Source organism: Mesorhizobium sp. M1E.F.Ca.ET.041.01.1.1, from assembly GCF_003997355.1.
In the GTDB taxonomy this organism is placed as follows: domain Bacteria; phylum Pseudomonadota; class Alphaproteobacteria; order Rhizobiales; family Rhizobiaceae; genus Mesorhizobium.
On record NZ_RZSL01000015.1, the window covers coordinates 1 to 20088 of the forward strand.

Sequence of the window (20088 nt, forward strand, 5' to 3'; positions counted from 1 at the left end):
GTTCAAAGCGGATGATCGCTATGGCCTTCACCTTCGGGGCTGGAATGAGGATTTGCAGACGCTAGAAGATGAGCCGGGCGATGGCCTGGAAGACGCACTCTCTATTCGCGTGACCATCGATTCATCTCTTGAGCCGCGCTGGTCGCTCTTTAATGAGCGGATCGGCGACGCCGCAGAAGACCCGCCCGCCCTGCGATACAAGGATGCAAAAGCGCTGGTCCCTAGTCGACTTGGTTCTTATGCGGATCGTCATCTTGGCTGGGGGCGGCAATCAATTCTCACCAGATTCGAGGAGGCGCAATCGCCGGCAGCGGGAATCCTCGCAAAGATTGGACGCGACGCGAGATCGGCGTTCAGCAAAGAAAATCCAGACGTGTTCAAGGAGACCGTCGCCAAAGCCAAGGTCGCCGCCACGAAATTCGCTGTTCACATGCGCGGGGAGTATAAAGCCGAACTCGATATTCAAGGGCTCTCGATTTCTTCCGGGGGCATATCGCTGCACGATGATGGTCTTGCGCTGCGTAATCTCGGAACCGGCTCCTCGAGACTTGTGGTGTCAGCTCTTCAATATGACGGCGGAGATACGATCACCATCGTCGACGAGCTTGAACACGGGCTTGAGCCCCACCGGATCGCCCGCCTCGTCCGATATCTGAAAAAGGAAAGAAAGAACCCCGATACGCAAGTGTTCCTGACAAGCCACTCGCCCGTGGTCATTCGCGAAGCGGGGGCCGAGGACATACACACGGTTCGATCGAAAACGGGCACCGTGACCGTAAGCGCAGTAACACAAGCGGCTGTGGATTTGGATCAAGCGCAGCGCCACGTGCGGGCTTCGCCTGATGCGTTCCTGGCCCGGAGAATTATCGTCGGCGAAGGCCGCACGGAACTTGGCCTGCTACGCGGGTTCGACGCGATGTGGACAGTCGCCGGGCGTGACTCTTTCGCGTTCCTTGGTGTCGCGGCCGTGGATGGAACCGGCAACTCATCGGCAACGGCACTGGCGCGGCATCTTCTCAAGCTCGGTTACGATGCGCTAGTCTTGCTCGATCGCGATGACCCTGCGCCGGAAGCGGCCGTTGCCGCTGTCAAAGCGATGGGCGGCCGCGTCGTGGAGTGGCCTGACGACTGCTCCACCGAAGAGCGCATGTTTCTCGATCTTCCCTGGCCGACTCTACAGTCCCTCGTCGCCTACGCCGAAGAGTGCGTCGGCAGTGAGGCGGTGCTCGCCCGAATAAACAACGTGATGGCGGAAAACGGACTTGCCGCTATTCCTGATCTCTCATTGCCAGACGGACTGGATACCGCCGGATTCCGGTGGACGCTCGGAAAAGCTGCGAAAGGCAAAAAGAACCAGAAGAAGCCCGGATGGTTCAAAGAGATTTCGCGCGGCGAACGCGTCGCCGAGATCGTCTTCGCGGCGCTGGTAAATATCCCGAACCAGCCCTTCGCCAAGGGAGTTGCAGACATCCGTGGGTGGGTGGATGGATGAGATACTCGAGGAGGCGGTAGCAGAATTAGCGGCGGGCATCGCGCGTGGCAGCGTGATTGCTGCCGCCGGATGCGGCAAAACCGAGCAGATAGTGAATGCGACCCTAGTCTCCGCTGGCCGCCGTCTCATTCTCACCCACACCCATGCAGGCGTGGACGCGCTCCGCTGGCGCATGGACAAAAAACTTGTGCCGAAATCACGCTATCGGATCGAAACGATAGCCGGATGGTGTCTTCGATACGCCGCATCCTTCCCGGCACGATCGGGCATTCACATAGCAGCCCCTCGCACAGATGCGGACTGGCAATCGATATACGATGCCACGGTGAAGCTGCTTGACGCGGGGACGGTCACAAATGTTCTGCGCGCCTCTTACGGCGGGCTATTTGTCGATGAGTATCAGGATTGCACCCAATCCCAACACAAGGTCATCGACGCTCTCGCGCAGATACTTCCAACCTGCGTGTTCGGCGATCCGATGCAGGCGATATTCAGTTTTGGCGGCCAGGTCCCTGTCTCCTGGGATGCCGACGTATTTCCGTCTTTCCCGAAAATAACGGTGCTGCAAAAGCCGCACAGATGGTTGCGCGAAGGAAACAAGGAACTTGCCGACTGGCTGAGCGTCGTGAGGTTTAAGTTGGAGGCCGGCGAAAGCGTGGACTTGGAGCAGCGCCCGGCCTGCGTCGACTGGCAGGCGCTTCCCGCCGACGCCGCCTATCATCGCCCGAAGATTGTCGGCTCATGTAAAGCGCTCCTGGGGCCGGCTGCCAATGACGGCATCATTGTTATCGCAGACGCCAAGAACGCTGGCTCGCGCTCAGGGCTTGCGAAAATGCTCGGCGCCTCGGGCTTCACCAACATCGAGCCGGTGGAGTGCAAGACACTCGCGGCCGCTGTCCGCAACATCGGCAAGTCGAGTGGTGAGCAACGGCTCGAATTCGTCATGGGTTTCATCTCGGACTGCATGACCGGCGCGGAAGAAACGCCCTACCTGAAGGCCGTCGTATCGCACCGCCAGGGCGGCAAGTTGGGGCAAAAAAAATTCGGCGATCTTATCGCCACAGGAATCGCCACTGTCAAAAACGAAGACCTTGCTTCCGTTCTGGCTCTTATGGAGGGCTTCCGGGATCGACCCGCGACCACGCTTTATCGCCGGGAAATGTATCACGCGATGGCGAGCGGTCTTCGGCTCGCGATCAATTCGCCAGGAAAATCGCTGAGCGATGCCATCTGGGACGTGCAAAACAGAATCAGGCAACACGCAGGACGCATCATTCCAAAACGAAGCATCGGCAGCACCCTTCTCGTAAAAGGGCTTCAATTCGATAGAGCGGTGATTGTCGCCAACGACGCAATGAACGGCAAGGATTGGTACGTCGCTCTAACAAGAGCCAGCAAAGGCGTCACCATACTGTCCACCGCGCCGAAGATTCATCCCGCCGTTCAGGCAGCACAGTTGGGGGAGGCTGCGGAATGACCGGCAGCGGAAAGTGGGCGGAAAAGGGCGTGCCCCACAAAGGTTGGACCTGTGTGGATATCGAAGACCTCGGCTCGCCGTCCGAGACCTGCGAAATGTGCGAGATAGCCGACATCCGCTACGTCCATTACATGGAGCATCCCGGCTGCCCCCAAGTCCTTCGTGTCGGCTGCGTCTGCGCGGGCAACATGGAGGAAAATCTTGAGCGGGCGGAACGCCGCGAAAAATCCATGAAAAGCGCCGCGAGGCGTCGTAAGGCATGGCCAGGCCGCAAGGCGTGGAAAGTTTCGCAAAAAGGGAATTGGTATATTTCCGAAGACGGCTACGTCGTTACGATCTTCCGAAAGAATGACAACTGGAACGGCGTCATTAGCAACGACGCGCTCGGCATTAAGCACTTTGCCCGGCGGACATATCCGGACGCCACGGCGGCAAAGCTTGCCGCCTTCGATGCGCTCGTGCTGTTGAAAAGTCGAAATTGATTAGCCTGTTGGGCGCCCCGGTGTCGCTTGGCAGTTAATCGTGAGAATGCGGCGGTTTCGGTTAGGTTTGGCAGCTAATTGCGTGTCGGCTGTCCCGCTCAATGTGACCGAGTTGAACCGTCATCGGAGCACCGACTGTCCCACGCCGATATGCCTTCTTTTCCTTCTAGCGCGAGCACCCCGATAGGCAGACTGGATGCCCCGACGGAGAGCCGTCAGCGTTCCGCGTTAGAAGTCGGTAATTGCCCTCAGCCGCTCGCTGAACATTTCGCTTCTACCAATGTCGATTGTAGCGGTTTGCAGCCAATTGCTGCATCCGGTGACTTGGTGCACTGCGTGCACTCCTTCGCTGTTTTTCACAGCGGCGTGGTGAGGGTAGAGGAGTGTCAGCCGATCACATTTGTAAAGCTGGCCATATGCCATCATTTGATACACGTCACTCTGCGACACGCCTTGCCTGGCATCATCAATACGGTCGGCGATCCGCTTCCATTTCGTGTCGATAATCTGCACGACCTCGTCGCCGCGCTTGACCAGGATGTCCGGCCGCGTCTGGAACAGGCCACGTCGATCTTCGGTTTCGAGGCAGTAGAGCCGTCCACCTTGGCTGACGACGCGGAGACCTGTGTCCACCAGCGCACGCTTCAACATTCGGGCGACATATTCCTCGAACAGGGTGTTCATCTCGAACAGCAGAGAGAAGCCGTCGCTGCAACCGGCAGAGGTCGTCTGGAACCGCTCACCAAGCAGCAGGCGAGCGAGATTGAGCAACTCGCGCCAGCGGCTGTTGGTCCGATCAAGCCCGACCTCATCCCAGCGCAGGACCGAAATAGGCACATCCGCTATATCGGCATAGGCGAATGCCAACTCGCGCAGTCGGCGCTGGTTGTCGGCGGTCCGTGCGATGCGAACGAGCCGGGCAACAGCAGCCTTCATGATCCGGTTGAGGGCAATATCGGCGGTCAAGGAGTCATAGCGACAAGCCAGCCGCGATGGGTCGGCGGCGAGGGTCGTGAACTGCCGCGTCACGTCGAGCCGTCCGCGCAGCACGGGCAGATCATCGGCGTGTTCGACATAGCGCCGCGGCATACCCTGCCGGACAGCATCGACCAGCTTCGCAGAAAACAACCGGATCAGGATTTCGAGCAGCGTCTCTCGCTGCCAGTCTAGCGTCGTGACCTGGCCTGCCTCGATCTTCAGGTCTAGTGCGACGGCGAGCATGTGGACGAGACGACGGCGGATGCTGCCGGTCATCTCGGCGCCATCCTCGCCTGGAAAGTCGATCTTGGGCAAGATTTCCATCGCACAGCCTTCGGCAGCAATCACGCCGACGACCCCTCTCGCACGAAGCTGCTTGCGTCCATGCTCAAGGACACCGCCGCCGCCCCGGCCAGCGAGCGGCGACGCCGCCGCAATCGCAGCTATACGATCGGCTGCCTGGACTGGGATTTCATCGGCCGCCTCGCCGTAGCGTATCGTTTGCCATTCGAGGATTGTGCGACGGATCATACGGCTGCGAAGTCATCATAGGAGAAGGCATCGCGGACGCTCCACCGATAACGGGGCGCGGCATCCTCATCGCTGGCGTTTCCCTTGGGTGGCTTTAGCCGACGCCGATCAATGAAACCACCCTCACGGTCGCCCTCGCTGTCGTGCCCGTCACCGAGGACTGCGGCGACCTTCGCCCAATCCTCATAGAAGTACTCTGCGAGCAACGGGATAATCTTGTGCCGCATCACCTCATCGACATCGGCGCGGGACTTGCAGTTGATGAAATAGGCGTGGCCGATCTGATGCTCACGATCAAAAAGATACTCGATGCGCTCGTTTATCGAGGCGAGTAGCATTCCAAGGTCAATGCCTTCAACCGTGTGGAGCAACGAAGCGTTCGGCATAAGTTCGCGAAACTCAAACCGGCGCCGGAGCGCGGTGTCGAGCAGCGCGATCGAGCGATCCGCGGTGTTCATCGTGCCAATGATATGGAGATTTGCCGGCACGCCGAACACATCACCCGAATAAGGCAGTCGAACCTTCAAGGCATTGGGCTGGCCAATGCGCTTGTCCGGCTCGAGCAACGTGATCAGCTCTCCGAACACCTTGGAGATATTGGCACGATTGATTTCGTCTATAATCAGCACAAACGGCTCGGGCGCGTCGGTGCCCGCGTCCTGCTGGCTGGCGATATAGCGTTCGAGCGCAGGTACGTTCAGGTCGGCGTCGGTCAGCAGATAGATCGATTTCTGCGTGAAGTTGCGCGCATAGATCTCGCTCACGGGCACACCGACGCGATCCACCCAAAGCCACCGAACCGCGCGACGATGTGCGTAACTCCCACCTTCGCGCGGAACGAACTGATAGTTTCCGGTCACCTCGCCGATTGCACGGAACAGGCTGTTACCCTTGGACACAACCATGATGTCGCCGGGCTTGACCCAGTTGCGAAAGATGAACGGCATCTGGACTCGACCGCTCATGGCGTTGGGTTCGCCACCTTCCCGAACGCCTTGTGAGCGCACCGCCTCGATGATGGAGTTGCGATCAGCAAAGCGATCATCGCTCCAGTCGATATCCTCAAAGCCGAGCAGTGTGTATCCACCCGTGATCGCCTCCTCGAACAGATGGGCATCCTCGGGGTTGGCCGCCTCCCCAATCGACATCTTGAATACTTGGCGGCTTCCGATGGAGAACTCCACATCGCCCGGTCCCGTGCTTGTCTCCGCACGCCGCGCAAGTCGGCGGAATACTCCTTGCTCAGGCTTCAGCTCGAAACCGGCGGTGCCATCCTCGCTCGCTTGCGTTGGCCGAAGCCCCTCGACGAAATCCTCATACGAAATCGATTGGTGAAAGGTGACGAACTCAATGCGACCGGCGTCCGACAAGCGACGGTAGGCCGCCATCAGTTCTTGGCGGTCTTGGGGCACTGGTTCACCGCAAAGTCGGAGGGCCTCCGCTGCGGTAGCGAAGGTTTTGCCGGTACCAGGTGGCCCGTAAAGAATCAGATTCGTTGGTTGAGCCACGTATTGGTCCATTTCATATTGAGGTTCAGGTCGCTTGAGCATATCGCGACTGAGATTCATCGCTTGCCCAAGTTCACCCTGCGGTGGAACTCCAATTTGCTTGGCGATTGTCGGATCAAGCTCATAACGTACGAGTTTCTGTTTTCCGTAGGCGAGATAGTTGACCGTGCCGCCGCTGACGGATTGGACCCTCGCGGGCCGGCCGTCGACGAGCATGGCGCGTGCAACCTCGGCGATGGTGGCGACTTCTACAGCCTCGTCCGCCTTATTGCTCGCACCCGGTGGCTTGATCCGATAGGCGGAGCGCCCCGTTTGGCGATTGTGATTCAAGACCGGCTTGAAGGCAGCTCCGACTGCATCGAACAACACAAAAGGTTTAGTCGATCCTCTAGCGGCGCCGGCGTTGCTGCTACCCGCTTCGTTCAAGCGGAATCGGAATACCGTCGCCGAACTTTGATTCGCGCCGATCCGTTCGGGCGGCTCGACGTCTGCTATTTCTAAGAACTTCGGGCCGGTAATAGCTTGGCAGATGTTCGGCCATGCTTGATTGAGGCCGAGCGCCTCATTGACGTCGCGGACCAACAGATCGACCGTTTCTGCATCGCGTTCCCGTCCAGTTTCAATATAGTGTTCAAGCACATACTGGCGGATGCGGTCGGCATCACGTTCTCCCCTTGGTTCACCGCTCAAAAACTGGCCGTATTGGCCGAGCCAGGATCGCCAGCTCGATAGCCGGTTATAGGGCTTGTCCGACTTGGGCATGAGAATTTTGTATTCAGTGCCGCCGGCTGCGAAGTCCTCGCGCAGATCCTTCAGCCTCTGGCGCAGTTGTTCAAAGCGATCGGCCTTCCACGCGTCGTCGAGGTCGGCATGGGACAAGCCGAGTGCTGCTAGATTGCTTTCGATCGTACGAACGGCATAGGCGCGAGTGTTACGTCCAGTCTCTGTTCTTGCGCCACCAGTCTCAAGCCACGCTTTGAATGCCTCTTCCCTCACTTAACCCTCTCATTCATACCGCAAATGTTTAATCTGTATCAGTCAGTCCCCTCAGGCGCACCATAAGAAGCCGCCGGGCAAGCACGAAGATTAGCTTAGTGCAATAGCCTCGCGAATCCTGTTCGGCGTTGCCGCCTATGTCTTAGTCGGGCGGATAAATTCATCTGCCAGTTGCGGTGACCTTTGCCTCCCGTTGCAGAAGGAAACTGAGCAACAAAGTTGCGGCCGTCAAAGCCTCTCTAATTCCCTCATCAGTGATGCGGCTGAAATCCGACGGAGCGTGCGAAACGGGCATGGTCAGCACTCTCGTGGAGCCCAGCGTCCGAAGCACCGCGTTGCGCAGCTTGGTCCTTGCGTCTGGCGTCAGTTCAGCGTCCTCAATAGCGCGAGCCGAAGCACCAGGCCAGAACGACAGATCAACTGTGGCCTTCTTGATCTTCCAATCGATTGTCACTTTCGGCGGGAGAGCGCCTTTGAAGATGACCCAGCTTGAATTGCTTCCCTTCCCGCTCGGAGGTTTCATTTCCAAGGCAGGAAATTCACTGCTCGCAATACGGTAAATACGCTCCCACAGTGATGTCACTGCAGGCGCTTCGACAAGAATATACGAGGATCGGGCTCTTTCGATGGCTCGCTTGATCAGAGATGCTCGGTGCAGTGCCCGGGAGGTACCCTCCTGCTCGATTGCTGCGGTGATTTCTTCGTAAGAGACACTGGCATCAAATGCGGAGACGGAAGGATTTAGACTTCCAACGTAGGACTCGGGCGCTACAAGCACACAGCGGGCGAAACCGTGGGAGCTTTCCAACGCCTGGGTTCTTTCCCGATAACGTTCCGCTTGGCGAGGTTGGAAAGAGGCATCTATCTTGTTCTCGATCAGAAGGACCCCTTTTTGCCCGTCCATCTCAATTGCTGTCAGCACATCGGTTTCACCGGATTGGTCAAACACCGATAAGCGGCAATCGACAAATCGCACGAAACCATACAAATCCAGCGCACGTGTGAATAGATTTTGGACGCCCGAGTTGAATAGAAGTTCCTCCTGCAACAACACGTCGATGTCACGTTCGTAAAGGCGCGGGAGAATTTCAGGCGTGGGCTGCGGGTTCATCTACAAACTCCAATTCAGAATTTCAGCCGGCCTAATCGCTTTCCCGCGGTAATCATCTGACCATCATCGCTGATGACAAGATAAGTGTTGAGGCGGTCGGACACCTTAGCATAGCTCCGCCCGAGCTCGGCCATGGCGCGAGATCGAGCCTTGCTGTCCATGAAATATACGTCGGCACCAAAGCGCCGCTTGCGGCGCCCATAGGCGAGGATCGCGTCGATGACTTCCGGCTTGATCCCCCGCTGCTGGCAGCGGGTTTCTGCATGGCGCGTATACATTGATCTCTCCTCCCTCCTTAGTCCCCTGGAAGATAGGAGAGGGGGGTGCCATTTCCTGTCATGCCGCTCGCTCTTTCGAGGTAACTGGGGGGCCTGAATCCATGTGACTCCCGCTGTATTCCCGCAGGGAGCAAAGCATGCTTACGAGCCGCATCTCGTGAACGTTGTGGCAGTGGACCTCCAGGAGCCGTGGGTTCGCAAAAACCAAGGCAAGCACCTGTGCCCGCGATACCGCGACGTTGATCCGATTGAGGCTGAAGAGGAAATCGACCCCGCGCGGGATTTCATCCGCCGACGAAGTGGTCATGGATACCATGCAGACAGGAGCTTCCTGGCCTTGGAACTTGTCGACGGTTCCGATCCGGGAACCAGGAGGAAGCGATCTTCTCAGGGCGTTCACCTGCGCGTTGTAAGGCGCAACGATCAGGATGTCTTGAAGCGTCAGGCTTCTTTCTTTGCCATCACGATCGCGGAACCTGACTCCAATGAGGCGATCCATTTCGCGGCGGATTGCATCGGTTTCCTCGACAGCGACCTGTCTGTTACCGGAGTGCTGAACTTCCACAAAGTGAACACCTGAAGATCGATTGGCATCTGAGATGATCGCTTGTCTGGCGGCGCCTTCATCTGAGGCGAGCCGGCTCTCATAAATGATGTCGGAGATAAACCGGCACACGTCGGGATGCATCCGGCGTGATATTGGCAAGAAAATGCCCATGTCGGCCGGAACAGTGTTATGCCCGGCGAGCAGATACTCGAGCGACGACAGCCCACTTTCTCCAGGATGCGCACCCTGAATCGGCTGAGGCAACTGCATAGGATCGCCAACCAGCACGATGTTTTTGGCACAGGTGCCCATGGCAACGATGTTCGCCACCGAAACCTGGCCAGCCTCGTCGACAAACAGATAGTCGAAAGCCTGTTGGAATTCTGGCCTCGACAGCAGCCAAGCCGTCCCGCCCACCACTGAGGCCGTGATCAACTGACTGTCTTCATTTTTGGACGTGACGTATATTGAGCCATACGGATCGTCGAAGCCGTCTCCCCCCTTCTTTGCTATGGCGACCGATGTGCCGGCTTCGTTGGCTCTATCGACCACCGCACACAGCAGATTGTCGATGGCGTTGTGGCTGTTGGAGGCTACTGCAATCCGCTTCCCTCGCTTGACCAAATCCAGGATAGCGCAGGAACTGACGTAAGTCTTTCCAGTGCCAGGTGGTCCCTGGACGGCCACTGTACTGCGATCGAGGTCACCGACCGCAGTGATGATTTCCGGAACGACATCTGAAGACGGATCGATGATGTTCGACTGTCTACCATGGCTCAGAAAGCGAGGTCTGGAACGCTGCAAGAAATCCAGGATTGCCGGGAACTGCCGATCGTCCCGAACGATTGAGGCCACCGCACGTTGAATGGCGCCTTCGATGGTCCGGGTATCCAGCGGTCCTGCAGGAACCAGGCACGTCGATTCGGGTGCATCATCGTAGCGGTTTATTGAAAACTGCACGACCGCGCGATTGCTAGTTCGATCGATCTCGATCAGCTTCGCGGAAGACGGCAGGCCGTCCACCTCGATATGGCAATCTCCCACGTCGATCTTCGTCTCCTGTGCCGGAAACTCATAGGTGCGCTGCCAGTACCTGCCGGCAACAGACGTTGCCGAGACAGCTTCCAGCCCGCCGAGGCAGTCGAGATCATCCACCAGTTCATCCGCCTCCCTCCCTATCTTGTCAAAGATCGACCACCAGGCCGGCTTCCTTTCTCGCGGGTGGAAGTAGCTCAGATCAAACAGCAGGTCGGCCAGCCGATCCCCTAGTTGCGCACGAACTGGCCGCAGCCTTTCCCGCAGTTCGTCCGCGGCCGCTTGCTCGGCAGCAGCTCTCTCAAGATTACAGCCGGCGCCTTCGTCCGCCCCTCCTCGATCCCGCCATTCCATGTTTGGGGGACGCACCTCGGCTATTAACCAGTCGCGGAGCAGCTGCGTGGAGATGCAGTCAACCCGGTTGTAGTCGCGGATTTCATCGAGAATGCTTTGGTCGCCCGTCTCGCGCCATTTTTCATAGGCGACTACGCTGCCACCGGCAGTCTTCACCTCCCCGGTGCGTGCTTCCATGTAGAAAACTTCCAGATTCTTGAGCGAGTAGCGCGGTTCCGACGCAATCAGACCTGCCGAGACCACGCTGTAGAGATCGATGAACCTGTTCTCCCTGAGCATCTGATCCAGCAGCGCCTCGCCTACGCCATGACTGCTGGTGAGCTGGCGCAGGGCCGAAACCTCATACGCGGCGTAGTGATAGATGTGTGCTCTCGGGAACCGCTTCAGACGGTCCTCGAAGAAGACCATCAGCTGCCGCAGCGCCTCTTTCTCTTCCGTGCGATTGTGCGCCCAGAAATCTCGAAATTCTCCACTGCCTCTACTGCCGAACCAGACCCCATGGAGATATTCCAGCCCGTCCTCGTAGAAGGGATCGCCTTCGATGTCATAGAACAGGTCTCCTGCATCGGGCTTCGGAAGCAGAGCCAGGCCCCGGCTAGGGTCGAACGGCTTAAGTTCGAACGAAGGCCGCCCTCCGGCCCGCCGCGCTGTCTGCAGACGAGCCTGGGTTCGCAACCTGCTCAGCGTCGTCTCCGCTAGCTTCGGGACTCCTTCATTGTGCTGCCCAAGGGCAGCCATTGTCGTCACGCCAGCTGCAATCAGCTTGCTCCGCTGGCTCCTGGAGATGCCAGCCACAAGGGCAAGGCTGTCCGACTCCTCCCAATGCGTCTGGCAAACCTCGCGCCAGCGGCACAGGTCGCACATCTTCACCGGATCGGGAGAGGTCGCGGGCGGATCGGCTACAAAGCGTTCCAGCCGGGATCGTGCATGGCGAGCATATGCCGCATAGTCCAATAGCCTGAAGGAGAAACGCTCACCGTTCCCCAGCTCAATGTGGGCATATTCCGGTTGAAGACCCTGAGCCTTAGCCAAAAGATCCGAATACAGCACAAGCTGCAGAATGTGTTTCGGGTCCGGCTTCCGTTTCAGCTTGGTATCAATGACCTCATAGGAATAGGCGCCCAGCAACGAGGGCTTATCGACCTTGATGAGAAAATCGGACCACCCGCCCCATGGCGGCCCGAAAAACGCGCCCTGGAAGAGGACATCCGCGCCGGCAAACAGCGCCGCACGCGTTTCCTTGGCAGCGGCTGGCAAATCCCGGTCGCGGCCGAACTCGATAACGCGATGGCCTTCTGCACGCAGCTTGGCAAGAAACTTCGCTTCGTGGGCGTCGCCCTGTTTCTGGAGGATCTTGGCATCCTCCGTGTCCTCGGCGGGGGAAAGAGGTTCCCCCTTCGCGTATCTGAGATCCATCGCGGTCGCATGAATACAGCCCATGAACCGCATCAGGTCCGATGCGGAAAGCAAAATCTCCGAGCCTTCCAGTTTCATTTCACTCCCCCACCCAACTCATAATAGAACCGTAAGCACTGATCGTGACAATAGCTGTCACCCGGATTGGTGAAGATCGATGTCATTTGAGAAGGCGCAGCAGCTGATTGAGCTTGCAACGTATGTTGCAGCCCGAAGAATGGGCGTGACAGTTGACGACGTCGGGGAGCGGTTTCGCGTATCCAAACGCACCGCGCAGCGGATGCTGCATACGCTCGAAGTTCAATTTCCCGATACCGAACCCAGCTTCGAAGACGATGGGCGTAAACGTTGGCGGTTACAGACGGGAGCTCTGCGCGATCTGCTCACGCTCACTCCCGATGAACTGGCGGCGCTGGATCTCTCGATTGAGACACTGGAACGGAATGCTCAAGGTCTGGAGGCCGAGCACCTCCGTTCTTTGCGAGAAAAAATACTGGCGCTGGTGCCGGGCAATCGGATCGCACGTCTGGAAACTGACCACGAAGCATTGCTTGAGGCGCAGGGTCTCGCAGCCCGCCCGGGGCCTACGACAAGGCTGGCGCCACACGTGGGTTCGACCATAGCAACGGCGCTCAAGGGGTCGCAGCGGTTGAAGATCGTCTACCAGTCCCGCGGGTCAGCTACATCCACCGAGCGGGTGGTCGAACCTTATGGAGTATTGATCGGAATCCGACGCTATCTGGTGGCCAGGCCAACAACTGATCGCGCGGGTCCACTCAGGCACTTCGTGGCTGAGAAGATCGAACACGCGGAACTGACCGGCGAGGTCTTCGAACGTGATCCAGGCTTCGACATTCATGCGCATGCGCGGAAGGCGTTCGGAGCTTTTCAGAACGACAGTGAGTTTGGCGAAGTCATCTGGAAGTTCAAGCCTGACGCAGCGCTGCATGCACGAACTTTCCTGTTCCATCCGGCTCAGATCCTGGAGGATCAATCCGACGGTTCACTGATCGTGCGTTTCTGGGCGTCCGGTCATATGGAGATGTGCTGGCACCTCTATATGTGGGGAGACAAGGTTGATGTCGTGGCGCCGGAGGCCCTTCGCAGAATGGTCGAGACGCACCAGCGCTCTGACTTTCCCTCGCTTCCATAGAATGCAATTTCCTAAACAGCTTTGAACCGCGGGAACTACACGATCCCCGCCTGGTGACAGATTCTGTCATTAGCCTGTGGAAACCTGAAACCCCGATGGATTGGCAGCCTAGGCAGACACCTAAGCGCAGCCCAGTATCTGTTTCGGGGAATCAAAGCCTTCTCACGCGAAGGCAAAAGGCGAGGGCATGGCTTTTCGATTTGTTCATACGGCGGACGTTCACCTGGATTCGCCTCTTCGGTCGCTGGCGCTGCGCAACCCGGAACTAGGCGAACTGATTGGCAACGCGACGCGGCGTGCTTTTGTCAATATCGTCGATCTCTGCCTATCCGAGCAGGTCAACGCGCTTCTTCTCGCGGGTGATCTCTACGATGGCGATCAGACCTCCATGAAAACTGCGCGGTTCCTTTCCGAGCAAATCCGCCGACTGGACCAAGCCGGAGTGCGGGTGTTCATCATCCGAGGCAACCACGATGCGTTGTCGAAGATCACCAGAGAACTAACGTACCCGGAAACCGTAAAAGTCTACGGTGGGCGCCCGGAGGCTATCTCGCTCGAATTGGATCAAGCGACCCCTGTGGTTATTCACGGGCTTAGCTTTGCGCAGGCCCAGTGTCCCGAAAATCTGGTGGGAAAGTACAAACCACGGATCGAGGGCGCTGTTAACATCGGTCTTCTGCACACCAGCCTCGCAGGAACGCGGGGGCACGATCCCTACGCACCCTGCGACGTCTCGGATCTGGAGGCGACAGAGTTCGACTATTGGGCGCTCGGTCACATTCACAAGCGATCAATCAGTAACGGACGCTGCACGATCGTGATGCCTGGCATGCCCCAGGGGCGCGACATCAACGAATCTGGTCCGAAATCGGTGAGTCTTGTTACGATCGTTGATGACCGAACCGTCCACATTGAGGAAAGGTTCACCAGCATCGCCCAATTCGAGCGCGTCGTGATCGACCTCGACGGCATCGCAGATTGGCGTCACATGGTGACCACGGTAGCGGGCAACCTGGGGGCCGCGCGGGAAGCTGCAAATTCCGATCACCTTGTGGTCCGGCTTTCCTTCACCGGACGAACGCCGCTCGCATGGCAGCTCCGTAACGATGTCGACCTCATCAAGACCGAAGCGGAGCACAGGGCATCTGTCATTGGCCGGACCTGGATCGAGAAAGTGGAGATCCAGTGCACCGACCTCGTTTCTGCGGATGGGACCAACGGAGATCCACTCGTCGAACTTCGAGAGCTTGTCGGAAGCGAGATCATCGGTTCGGAAGCTTACCATGCGGCGCTCATCGATATTGGGGAGGAGCTTCGTGGTCATCTGCCACCCGAAAGCAGAGGTACTTTCGGTGCTGATCAGGAGGAGTTTCGGGCGACGTTGCGCCTGCTCGCGCAGGAGGGAGTCGAAGATGTGCTCGCACGGCTCCATCGTCGGAAACAGGATGAGGTAGCATGATGCGCATCAACCGGCTTGACCTTACCCGCTACGGCAAATTCACAGACAAGCACATCGACTTCGGGCCTGTGGAGCCGGGCCGTCCAGATCTCCATATCATCTACGGTCCGAACGAGGCGGGCAAATCGACCGCCCTATCTGCATTCCTCGACCTTCTCTTCGGCATCGAGTCCCGCAGCCGCTATGATTTCCTCCATCCTTACTCAACGATGCGCATCGGGGCCGCATTGGACATCGGTGGTGTTGCCCGTGAGCTAGTCCGGATCAAGAAGCCCCAAAGCAGTCTGCTCGGTCCGGGCGATCAGCCGATCGGCGAGCATTTGATACTCGGCGAGCTTGGTGGGGTTGAGCGGGACGTCTATTGCGCGATGTTTTCCCTCGACGATGACACCCTTGAGGAAGGCGGGAAGAGCATCCTGGCCAGCAAGGGTGATCTCGGGCAGCTTCTGTTTTCGGCAAGCACAGGCTTGGCCGCACTAAGCCAGACACTTGTTGAATTGCGTTCGCAGGCCGACGGCCTTTTCAAACTCCGTGCCCGAAGCAGTGAAATCGGCGACTTGAAAAGTCGGCTTTCCGATCTGAAGGAGCGAAAAGAGCAGATTGACACGCTCGCCACCCATTACCGCCAGATGGTGGAAACCAAGGAGCGGTCACTGGCACACTATGACGAAGCGATGGCTGACCGAACCCGGACGCAGCTTCGGCTTGACGAGATTAAGAACCTGCTGACCGCACTGCCACGACTGGCGGAATTGCGGGACATCCGCGGCAGTCTCGCTGAGTTGCAAGATGTTCCCGAAGCGCCGCCTTCGTGGGGAAACCAACTTCCGGTAATTCATCAGGAAGACATCGAGCTTGCCGTGAAGCGGGAGACGGCGAAAGCGTCCATCGCCGAGATTGAGAAAGGGCTCAATGCCATTGCCGTTGACGACATCGCGCTCACCTTGGGGCAAAGGATGGACGCTATCGGCGAGCTGCACGCCCGTTATGTCACCGCTGAAAGGGATCTGCCGGACCGTCGCCTGCAATTGATGGAAGTCGACCGGGAAATTGCGAATATTCTGCGGCTTCTCGAACGCCCTGAAGGAGACGAGCCGAGCAGCCTGATGCTCGGAAGTCGCATTTCTGGGAGCATCAGAGATCTCGTTGAACGCCGCTCCGGTATCGACGCGACACTTCAAAACGCGAAGCGCGAAGCCGAAGAGGCGAACCGCCGTCTGATCGAGTTGCGGAGCAAGCTGTCGAGCGAAGCCGCTGCCTCCATAAACGGCAAAGCCATTGCGGCGCTGGCGAGGGAGCTCTCGGCTCTTCGAGAGAACGATCATGCCGCCCGTCGCCGCGTCGCCGAACGCTCCCGTGTGGATCTTAAAGAAACACTGGCGCAGCAGATGTCGGAACTCCGACCGTGGGGTGAAAGCGTTGACCAGGTACGGCAAATGAGAGTGCCGGCACCTTCTGAGCTGGAGGCCTGGAAATCAGCTCTGTCTAAAGCGGAAGCCGAGATCGATCGCTACAGCGATGACAGCAGGCGCCTCACGAGTGAGCTGCGGTGTTTGCGAGCCGAACTGGATGCATTGAAGAATTCCACCGGCGTCGTGGACGATCTTGAGGCAGCGACGTCGCGATCAGCGCGTGAAGCGGCATGGGCTACGCATCGTGACGCGCTCGATGAATCGACCGCTGCGGCGTTTGAGATCGAGCTGCGGAAAGACGACCTGATCACCAGCGTACGGCTGGGACAGATGAGCGACCTGGCGAAGCTGAATCAAACTTATCAGAGGCTCGCCGTCGCGGAAGCGGAATTGGATCGCTCAGCGGAGTTGCTGAACGCGGCGAAGTCGAAACGCGAAGCTATCAGGGCCGAAATTCTGGAGTCCGCTCGGAAAATGGCTCTGACCGTTTCTGGCGAGATCAAGCTAGGTGGGCTTGAGGCATGGCTGGGACGCCGCGAAATGGTCCTCGCGACAGCCGACTTGCTCCGGGAGGCCGAAGGTGACTTACGCCAGGCGGAAGCGGACGGCTCGGCGGCGCGCAACCGGCTCTCGGCGGCATTATCGGCGGCAGCCGTTTCCCAGGATCACTCTGACTCCTACGAAGCGCTTTTGGCCAGGGCCCAGTTCGCCGTTGATCTTGAAGTTGAACACAAGAACTTGAGGGAGCAACTTGAACGCTGCGAAAGGGAGCAGGCTTCCCGCCAGTCAGCCCTTGAAACGGCAACTGCCGACGAGGCGCAATGGGACGCGTCATGGGCTGAGGTTTGCAAGAGCTGTTGGCTCGGCGCAGGAGGAACTATCCCCAGCCTCGCAACCGTCAAGGAGGTATTGGACAGACTTGCCGAGCTTGGCCCGGCCACTCAACGGCAAGCCGGCTTGGCAGATCGCATCGCCAAGATGGAGGAAGATCAGGCAGCCTTCTTGCGCGAACTGTCCGTCATGGCTGCGGAACTCGGATTGGACCGATCAGCAGAGAGTGCCCTGAGACTCTGGGCGCTGATGTCCGCGAGAGTGGAAGAGGCTCGGGCGAAAAAGGCAGAAAGGGAATCCAAGCACCTTGCTCTCGAGGATCAGATTCTCAAAAACCGGGACCTGGAGGCTGAAATCGCGATTTGCGAGCGCCGCAAATCTGAAATGACGCAGCTGTTCGGAGTATCTTCGCTGCAGGAGGTAGAGAAGAAGCTGCGCACGATCGAGCAGAGGAGAGACTTGCGCCGGCGGTCCGATACCATCGAACGCGAAATCCGAGAGGCGCTGTCAATCCAGGACATGGCCGATGTCGAACAGATGCTTGATGCCGCGGATCGGCCTGCGCTGGAGGTCGAGCAGGTAGAACTCAGGGCCCGGTTTGAGGATCAGGATCGGCGCGTACGGGAGCTGTTTACGGCATACAGCAAAGCGTCCGACGAGTTGGATGCCGTCGACGGCGAGAGTGCCGTGGCTGCTCTTGAAGAGCAACGGCGCACGGTCCTCCTGGAAATCGAGGATAAGGCGTTCAGCTACTTCCGCCTTAGGGCCGGCATCGTCGCGGCCGAGCAAGCCTTGCGCCTCTACCGCGACAAGCATCGCAGTTCGATGATGGTTCGCGCCTCGGAGGCTTTTCAGGTGATCAGCCGCGGAGCCTATCGTGGTCTGGCGACCCAGCCCGACAAGGACACTGAAGTCCTTATTGGCATCGGGGCTGATGGGAGTTCCAAGCTTGCGCAGGAGATGTCAAAGGGAACGCGCTTCCAACTCTATCTCGCGCTCAGAGTGGCCGGCTACCACGAGTTCGCCCAATCTCGCACCCCTGTTCCCTTCATCGCCGATGACATCATGGAGACGTTCGACGACTTCCGTGCCGAGGAAGCCTTCCGGCTATTCGCCGACATGGCGAAAGTGGGTCAGGTAATCTACCTGACGCATCACCAGCATCTTTGCGATATCGCCCGGCGCGTTTGTCCCAATGCGCGCATACACGAGTTGACGCCGCCACTCGCTCTGGAAAACCGTGCGGCATGAGACGTGAGAGCCGAGTGGGGGATTCGGAGCGCTATCGGCCTCGGAGATCACGCCGATATCGTCTCAGCTGATTTTCATGTCATTGCCGATTTCCGATGCGACGGCGCTGGCGTCGTCGCGCGCGCGAGGAGTTTTGGATATTCGCTGTCAGGTCGGCTTGCAAACGAATTTCGTCTCCGCGATGGCCCGGCGATGGTGCGCCGGGGCAACATCTGGGGGGCAATGAATACCATCACCACAATCTCAAAGCTCGACGAGCGCGTTGCGCGTGACCAGCGCCATGCCGAAATCGCGGCCAGCGCAGCAAGGGCTGAACTTGTAAGTCTTCGCCCGGCGCTGGCTCCGGTGGATAGCCGCTTCGGTCTGAAATCGATGCCGATCTTGCGAGGGATACGGATGATACCGGCGACGGAAATGTGCAGCCCGCAGGTCGGATAGCTGCATAGGCAGCTATCTCGACAGGCGGTTCTCGTCGTCGATCAGAATCAGGCGGGCCGGGGCCGCATTGCCCCATTTCCAGAGCACGAGATTAAGATCGTCCCCCCCAATTTGATGAGAATCGGAGCATTAGGGTCCTTGCCAAGGTGGGCAATGAGATTGAGCAATTCGCCGTTGTGAGACACGCGAGGTGCCGCGACGGGGGCGTCAAACCGTGTAAGCGCGATGTATGCAATAAATGCGACGACAGCTAAAAACGCCAATGCGACGATAGCGGCCATCGTTGAGGAGATAGGCTCGAATTTGAAAAAACCGAACCCTCCTTGCAAAAGAAGGAAAAACACACCCAGCCCCAATGCTGGTATTCTATGCGCCGAGAAGTTAGTGCCGGTTCCTCCTGGCGCTACCTGCCGGCCAGGCTCCGTGGACGGCATGCCTGACACGACGAAAGGATAGCGCTTGATGAGCCAAATGATATGGAGCTTCGAGACCAGGGACTTCAAGGTCGTCTGCGAAGCGGCAGAGCCGAGCTTCATCGATCCTTTGGTGCACAGCCAAGAAGTCATCGACGCGATCGAACGCGGCGACGCTATGCTCACGCACCTACACGCGCGCGTCTATTGGCGCGGTGAGGAAGTCGGGCGCGCTCGCAAGATTGACTGCATCCATGGGAGCGCTCCACTCCCGGATGATTCCGAATATCGACATGCATTTGATAGCGCCGTCGTTATAGACCATGGGCATCGCCACAAAGTGGCGCGATGGGCGATCAGCGACGCGCGAAAGACTCTAGCCGAGGTTCGGAGCGATCTGCCCGACTTGCATCTTCGGCAAACCACGTGACCACTGCCTTGCGACAAACAGCACCCGTCGGCGACAGTCAGCCGCGCGCCAACGGGTTACTGCCGGTTGCGCTGCGGCCCTGCCGGCTTCCGCTGCACCTGCGTCAGCCGTTCCTGCATGCGCGCGCGGCGCTCGTCCGCCGCGCCGCGTTTTCTCATTTTATTTTAGTCTGGCCGTCTTGGGAACAAACTCATGAATATCCTTATAAAGACAATCATCTTGCTTACTGCGATGATAATGCTGCCTGTTTTGGTGTTGTCACAAGTTCTTCATGGATACTTCTGGAAGCGAAGATTGAAGATTTAGTCCATTTAGTCGAAGTCGGCTCTGCGAGCTTTCCCTATGGAGGTGTCTTTGAACTTGCGGATTCGAAAGAAACCATAAGCGACGCTTTTAAATGCACGCAGTCTCTCCTGTGATCTGGAGCCGTCGGTTGATATTTGTCCCAGCGGCCCGGCCCGGTCGTCCGCACCGTGCCGGACGGGCAAAGCTGTCA

General features: G+C 58.3%; 14 protein-coding genes and 1 pseudogene. 9 read left to right on the forward strand and 6 right to left on the reverse strand.

Annotated elements, in window-relative coordinates:
- The 3 genes from EOA38_RS03165 to EOA38_RS03175 form a co-directional block, all read left to right on the forward strand.
- The coding region (locus EOA38_RS03165) for an AAA family ATPase (RefSeq protein ID WP_145965914.1) at window positions 1-1492 on the forward strand (1492 nt) is incomplete at its 5' end.
- Entirely contained in the window at window positions 1485-2969 is a 1485-nt protein-coding gene (locus tag EOA38_RS03170) for a UvrD-helicase domain-containing protein (protein ID WP_127298416.1), read from the forward strand. The genes EOA38_RS03165 and EOA38_RS03170, both read left to right, overlap by 8 nt.
- The gene (locus EOA38_RS03175; protein ID WP_127298417.1) at window positions 2966-3451 is read left to right on the forward strand and encodes a hypothetical protein; all 486 of its coding nucleotides are present in this window, start codon (window positions 2966-2968) and stop codon (window positions 3449-3451) included. The genes EOA38_RS03170 and EOA38_RS03175 overlap by 4 nt, the downstream gene beginning before the upstream one ends.
- Window positions 3452-3679: 228 nt before the next feature.
- On the opposite strand, the gene EOA38_RS03180 is transcribed toward EOA38_RS03175, so the two are convergent.
- The 5 genes from EOA38_RS03180 to EOA38_RS03200 form a co-directional block, all read right to left on the reverse strand.
- Window positions 3680-4960 carry a restriction endonuclease gene (locus EOA38_RS03180; protein WP_127298418.1) on the reverse strand — a complete coding sequence of 427 codons (1281 nt, stop codon included), beginning with the start codon at window positions 4958-4960 and terminating at the stop codon, window positions 3680-3682.
- Window positions 4957-7230, reverse strand: a complete 2274-nt coding sequence (locus EOA38_RS03185; protein WP_189434424.1) for an AAA family ATPase — start codon at window positions 7228-7230, stop codon at window positions 4957-4959. The genes EOA38_RS03180 and EOA38_RS03185 overlap by 4 nt, the downstream gene beginning before the upstream one ends.
- Before the next feature lie 394 nt (window positions 7231-7624).
- A complete protein-coding gene (locus EOA38_RS03190) occupies window positions 7625-8575 on the reverse strand; it encodes a PD-(D/E)XK nuclease family protein (RefSeq protein WP_127298419.1) in 951 nt (316 codons plus the stop codon).
- 14 nt (window positions 8576-8589) lie between these two features.
- Window positions 8590-8853: a DUF4258 domain-containing protein gene (locus EOA38_RS03195; protein ID WP_127253963.1), complete on the reverse strand. Its 264-nt coding sequence runs from the start codon at window positions 8851-8853 to the stop codon at window positions 8590-8592.
- Between the two features lie 58 nt (window positions 8854-8911).
- Entirely contained in the window at window positions 8912-12283 is a 3372-nt protein-coding gene (locus EOA38_RS03200; protein WP_127298420.1) for a TM0106 family RecB-like putative nuclease, read from the reverse strand.
- Window positions 12284-12362: 79 nt separating this feature from the next.
- Between EOA38_RS03200 and EOA38_RS03205 the strand changes: the two genes are divergently transcribed.
- From EOA38_RS03205 to EOA38_RS03220, 4 genes are all read left to right on the forward strand, one after another.
- Window positions 12363-13358, forward strand: a complete 996-nt coding sequence (locus EOA38_RS03205; protein WP_127298421.1) for a WYL domain-containing protein — start codon at window positions 12363-12365, stop codon at window positions 13356-13358.
- 187 nt (window positions 13359-13545) lie between these two features.
- The gene (locus tag EOA38_RS03210; protein ID WP_127298422.1) at window positions 13546-14817 is read left to right on the forward strand and encodes a DNA repair exonuclease; all 1272 of its coding nucleotides are present in this window, start codon (window positions 13546-13548) and stop codon (window positions 14815-14817) included.
- Window positions 14814-18311: an AAA family ATPase gene (locus tag EOA38_RS03215; RefSeq protein WP_245480744.1), complete on the forward strand. Its 3498-nt coding sequence runs from the start codon at window positions 14814-14816 to the stop codon at window positions 18309-18311. The genes EOA38_RS03210 and EOA38_RS03215 overlap by 4 nt, the downstream gene beginning before the upstream one ends.
- A 222-nt stretch (window positions 18312-18533) precedes the next feature.
- Window positions 18534-18749, forward strand: a complete 216-nt coding sequence (locus EOA38_RS03220) for a hypothetical protein (protein ID WP_127298423.1) — start codon at window positions 18534-18536, stop codon at window positions 18747-18749.
- 12 nt (window positions 18750-18761) lie between these two features.
- Here the strand turns inward: EOA38_RS03220 and EOA38_RS40175 are convergent.
- A pseudogene (locus EOA38_RS40175) lies at window positions 18762-18851 on the reverse strand (RES domain-containing protein); the annotation flags it as partial.
- Window positions 18852-19211: 360 nt separating this feature from the next.
- Between EOA38_RS40175 and EOA38_RS03230 the strand changes: the two are divergent.
- Complete coding sequence (locus tag EOA38_RS03230; protein WP_127298424.1) at window positions 19212-19592, forward strand: hypothetical protein; 381 nt, start codon at window positions 19212-19214, stop codon at window positions 19590-19592.
- Window positions 19589-20011 (forward strand): hypothetical protein, encoded by a 423-nt coding sequence (locus EOA38_RS03235; RefSeq protein ID WP_127298425.1) that lies wholly within the window; start codon window positions 19589-19591, stop codon window positions 20009-20011. Before EOA38_RS03230 ends, EOA38_RS03235 begins: the two co-directional genes overlap by 4 nt.
- Window positions 20012-20088: the final 77 nt, after the last annotated feature.

What these genes read in the sequence shown, in the direction of transcription:
- EOA38_RS03170 (WP_127298416.1), top strand. Translation starts at nt 1,485, where the DNA reads ATGGATGAGATACTCGAGGAGGCGGTAGCAGAATTAGCGGCGGGCATC.
- EOA38_RS03175 (WP_127298417.1), top strand. Translation starts at nt 2,966, where the DNA reads ATGACCGGCAGCGGAAAGTGGGCGGAAAAGGGCGTGCCCCACAAAGGT.
- EOA38_RS03180 (WP_127298418.1), bottom strand. Translation starts at nt 4,960, where the DNA reads ATGATCCGTCGCACAATCCTCGAATGGCAAACGATACGCTACGGCGAG.
- EOA38_RS03185 (WP_189434424.1), bottom strand. Translation starts at nt 7,230, where the DNA reads ATGCCCAAGTCGGACAAGCCCTATAACCGGCTATCGAGCTGGCGATCC.
- EOA38_RS03190 (WP_127298419.1), bottom strand. Translation starts at nt 8,575, where the DNA reads ATGAACCCGCAGCCCACGCCTGAAATTCTCCCGCGCCTTTACGAACGT.
- EOA38_RS03195 (WP_127253963.1), bottom strand. Translation starts at nt 8,853, where the DNA reads ATGTATACGCGCCATGCAGAAACCCGCTGCCAGCAGCGGGGGATCAAG.
- EOA38_RS03200 (WP_127298420.1), bottom strand. Translation starts at nt 12,283, where the DNA reads ATGAAACTGGAAGGCTCGGAGATTTTGCTTTCCGCATCGGACCTGATG.
- EOA38_RS03205 (WP_127298421.1), top strand. Translation starts at nt 12,363, where the DNA reads ATGTCATTTGAGAAGGCGCAGCAGCTGATTGAGCTTGCAACGTATGTT.
- EOA38_RS03210 (WP_127298422.1), top strand. Translation starts at nt 13,546, where the DNA reads ATGGCTTTTCGATTTGTTCATACGGCGGACGTTCACCTGGATTCGCCT.
- EOA38_RS03215 (WP_245480744.1), top strand. Translation starts at nt 14,814, where the DNA reads ATGATGCGCATCAACCGGCTTGACCTTACCCGCTACGGCAAATTCACA.
- EOA38_RS03220 (WP_127298423.1), top strand. Translation starts at nt 18,534, where the DNA reads ATGAATACCATCACCACAATCTCAAAGCTCGACGAGCGCGTTGCGCGT.
- EOA38_RS03230 (WP_127298424.1), top strand. Translation starts at nt 19,212, where the DNA reads ATGAGCCAAATGATATGGAGCTTCGAGACCAGGGACTTCAAGGTCGTC.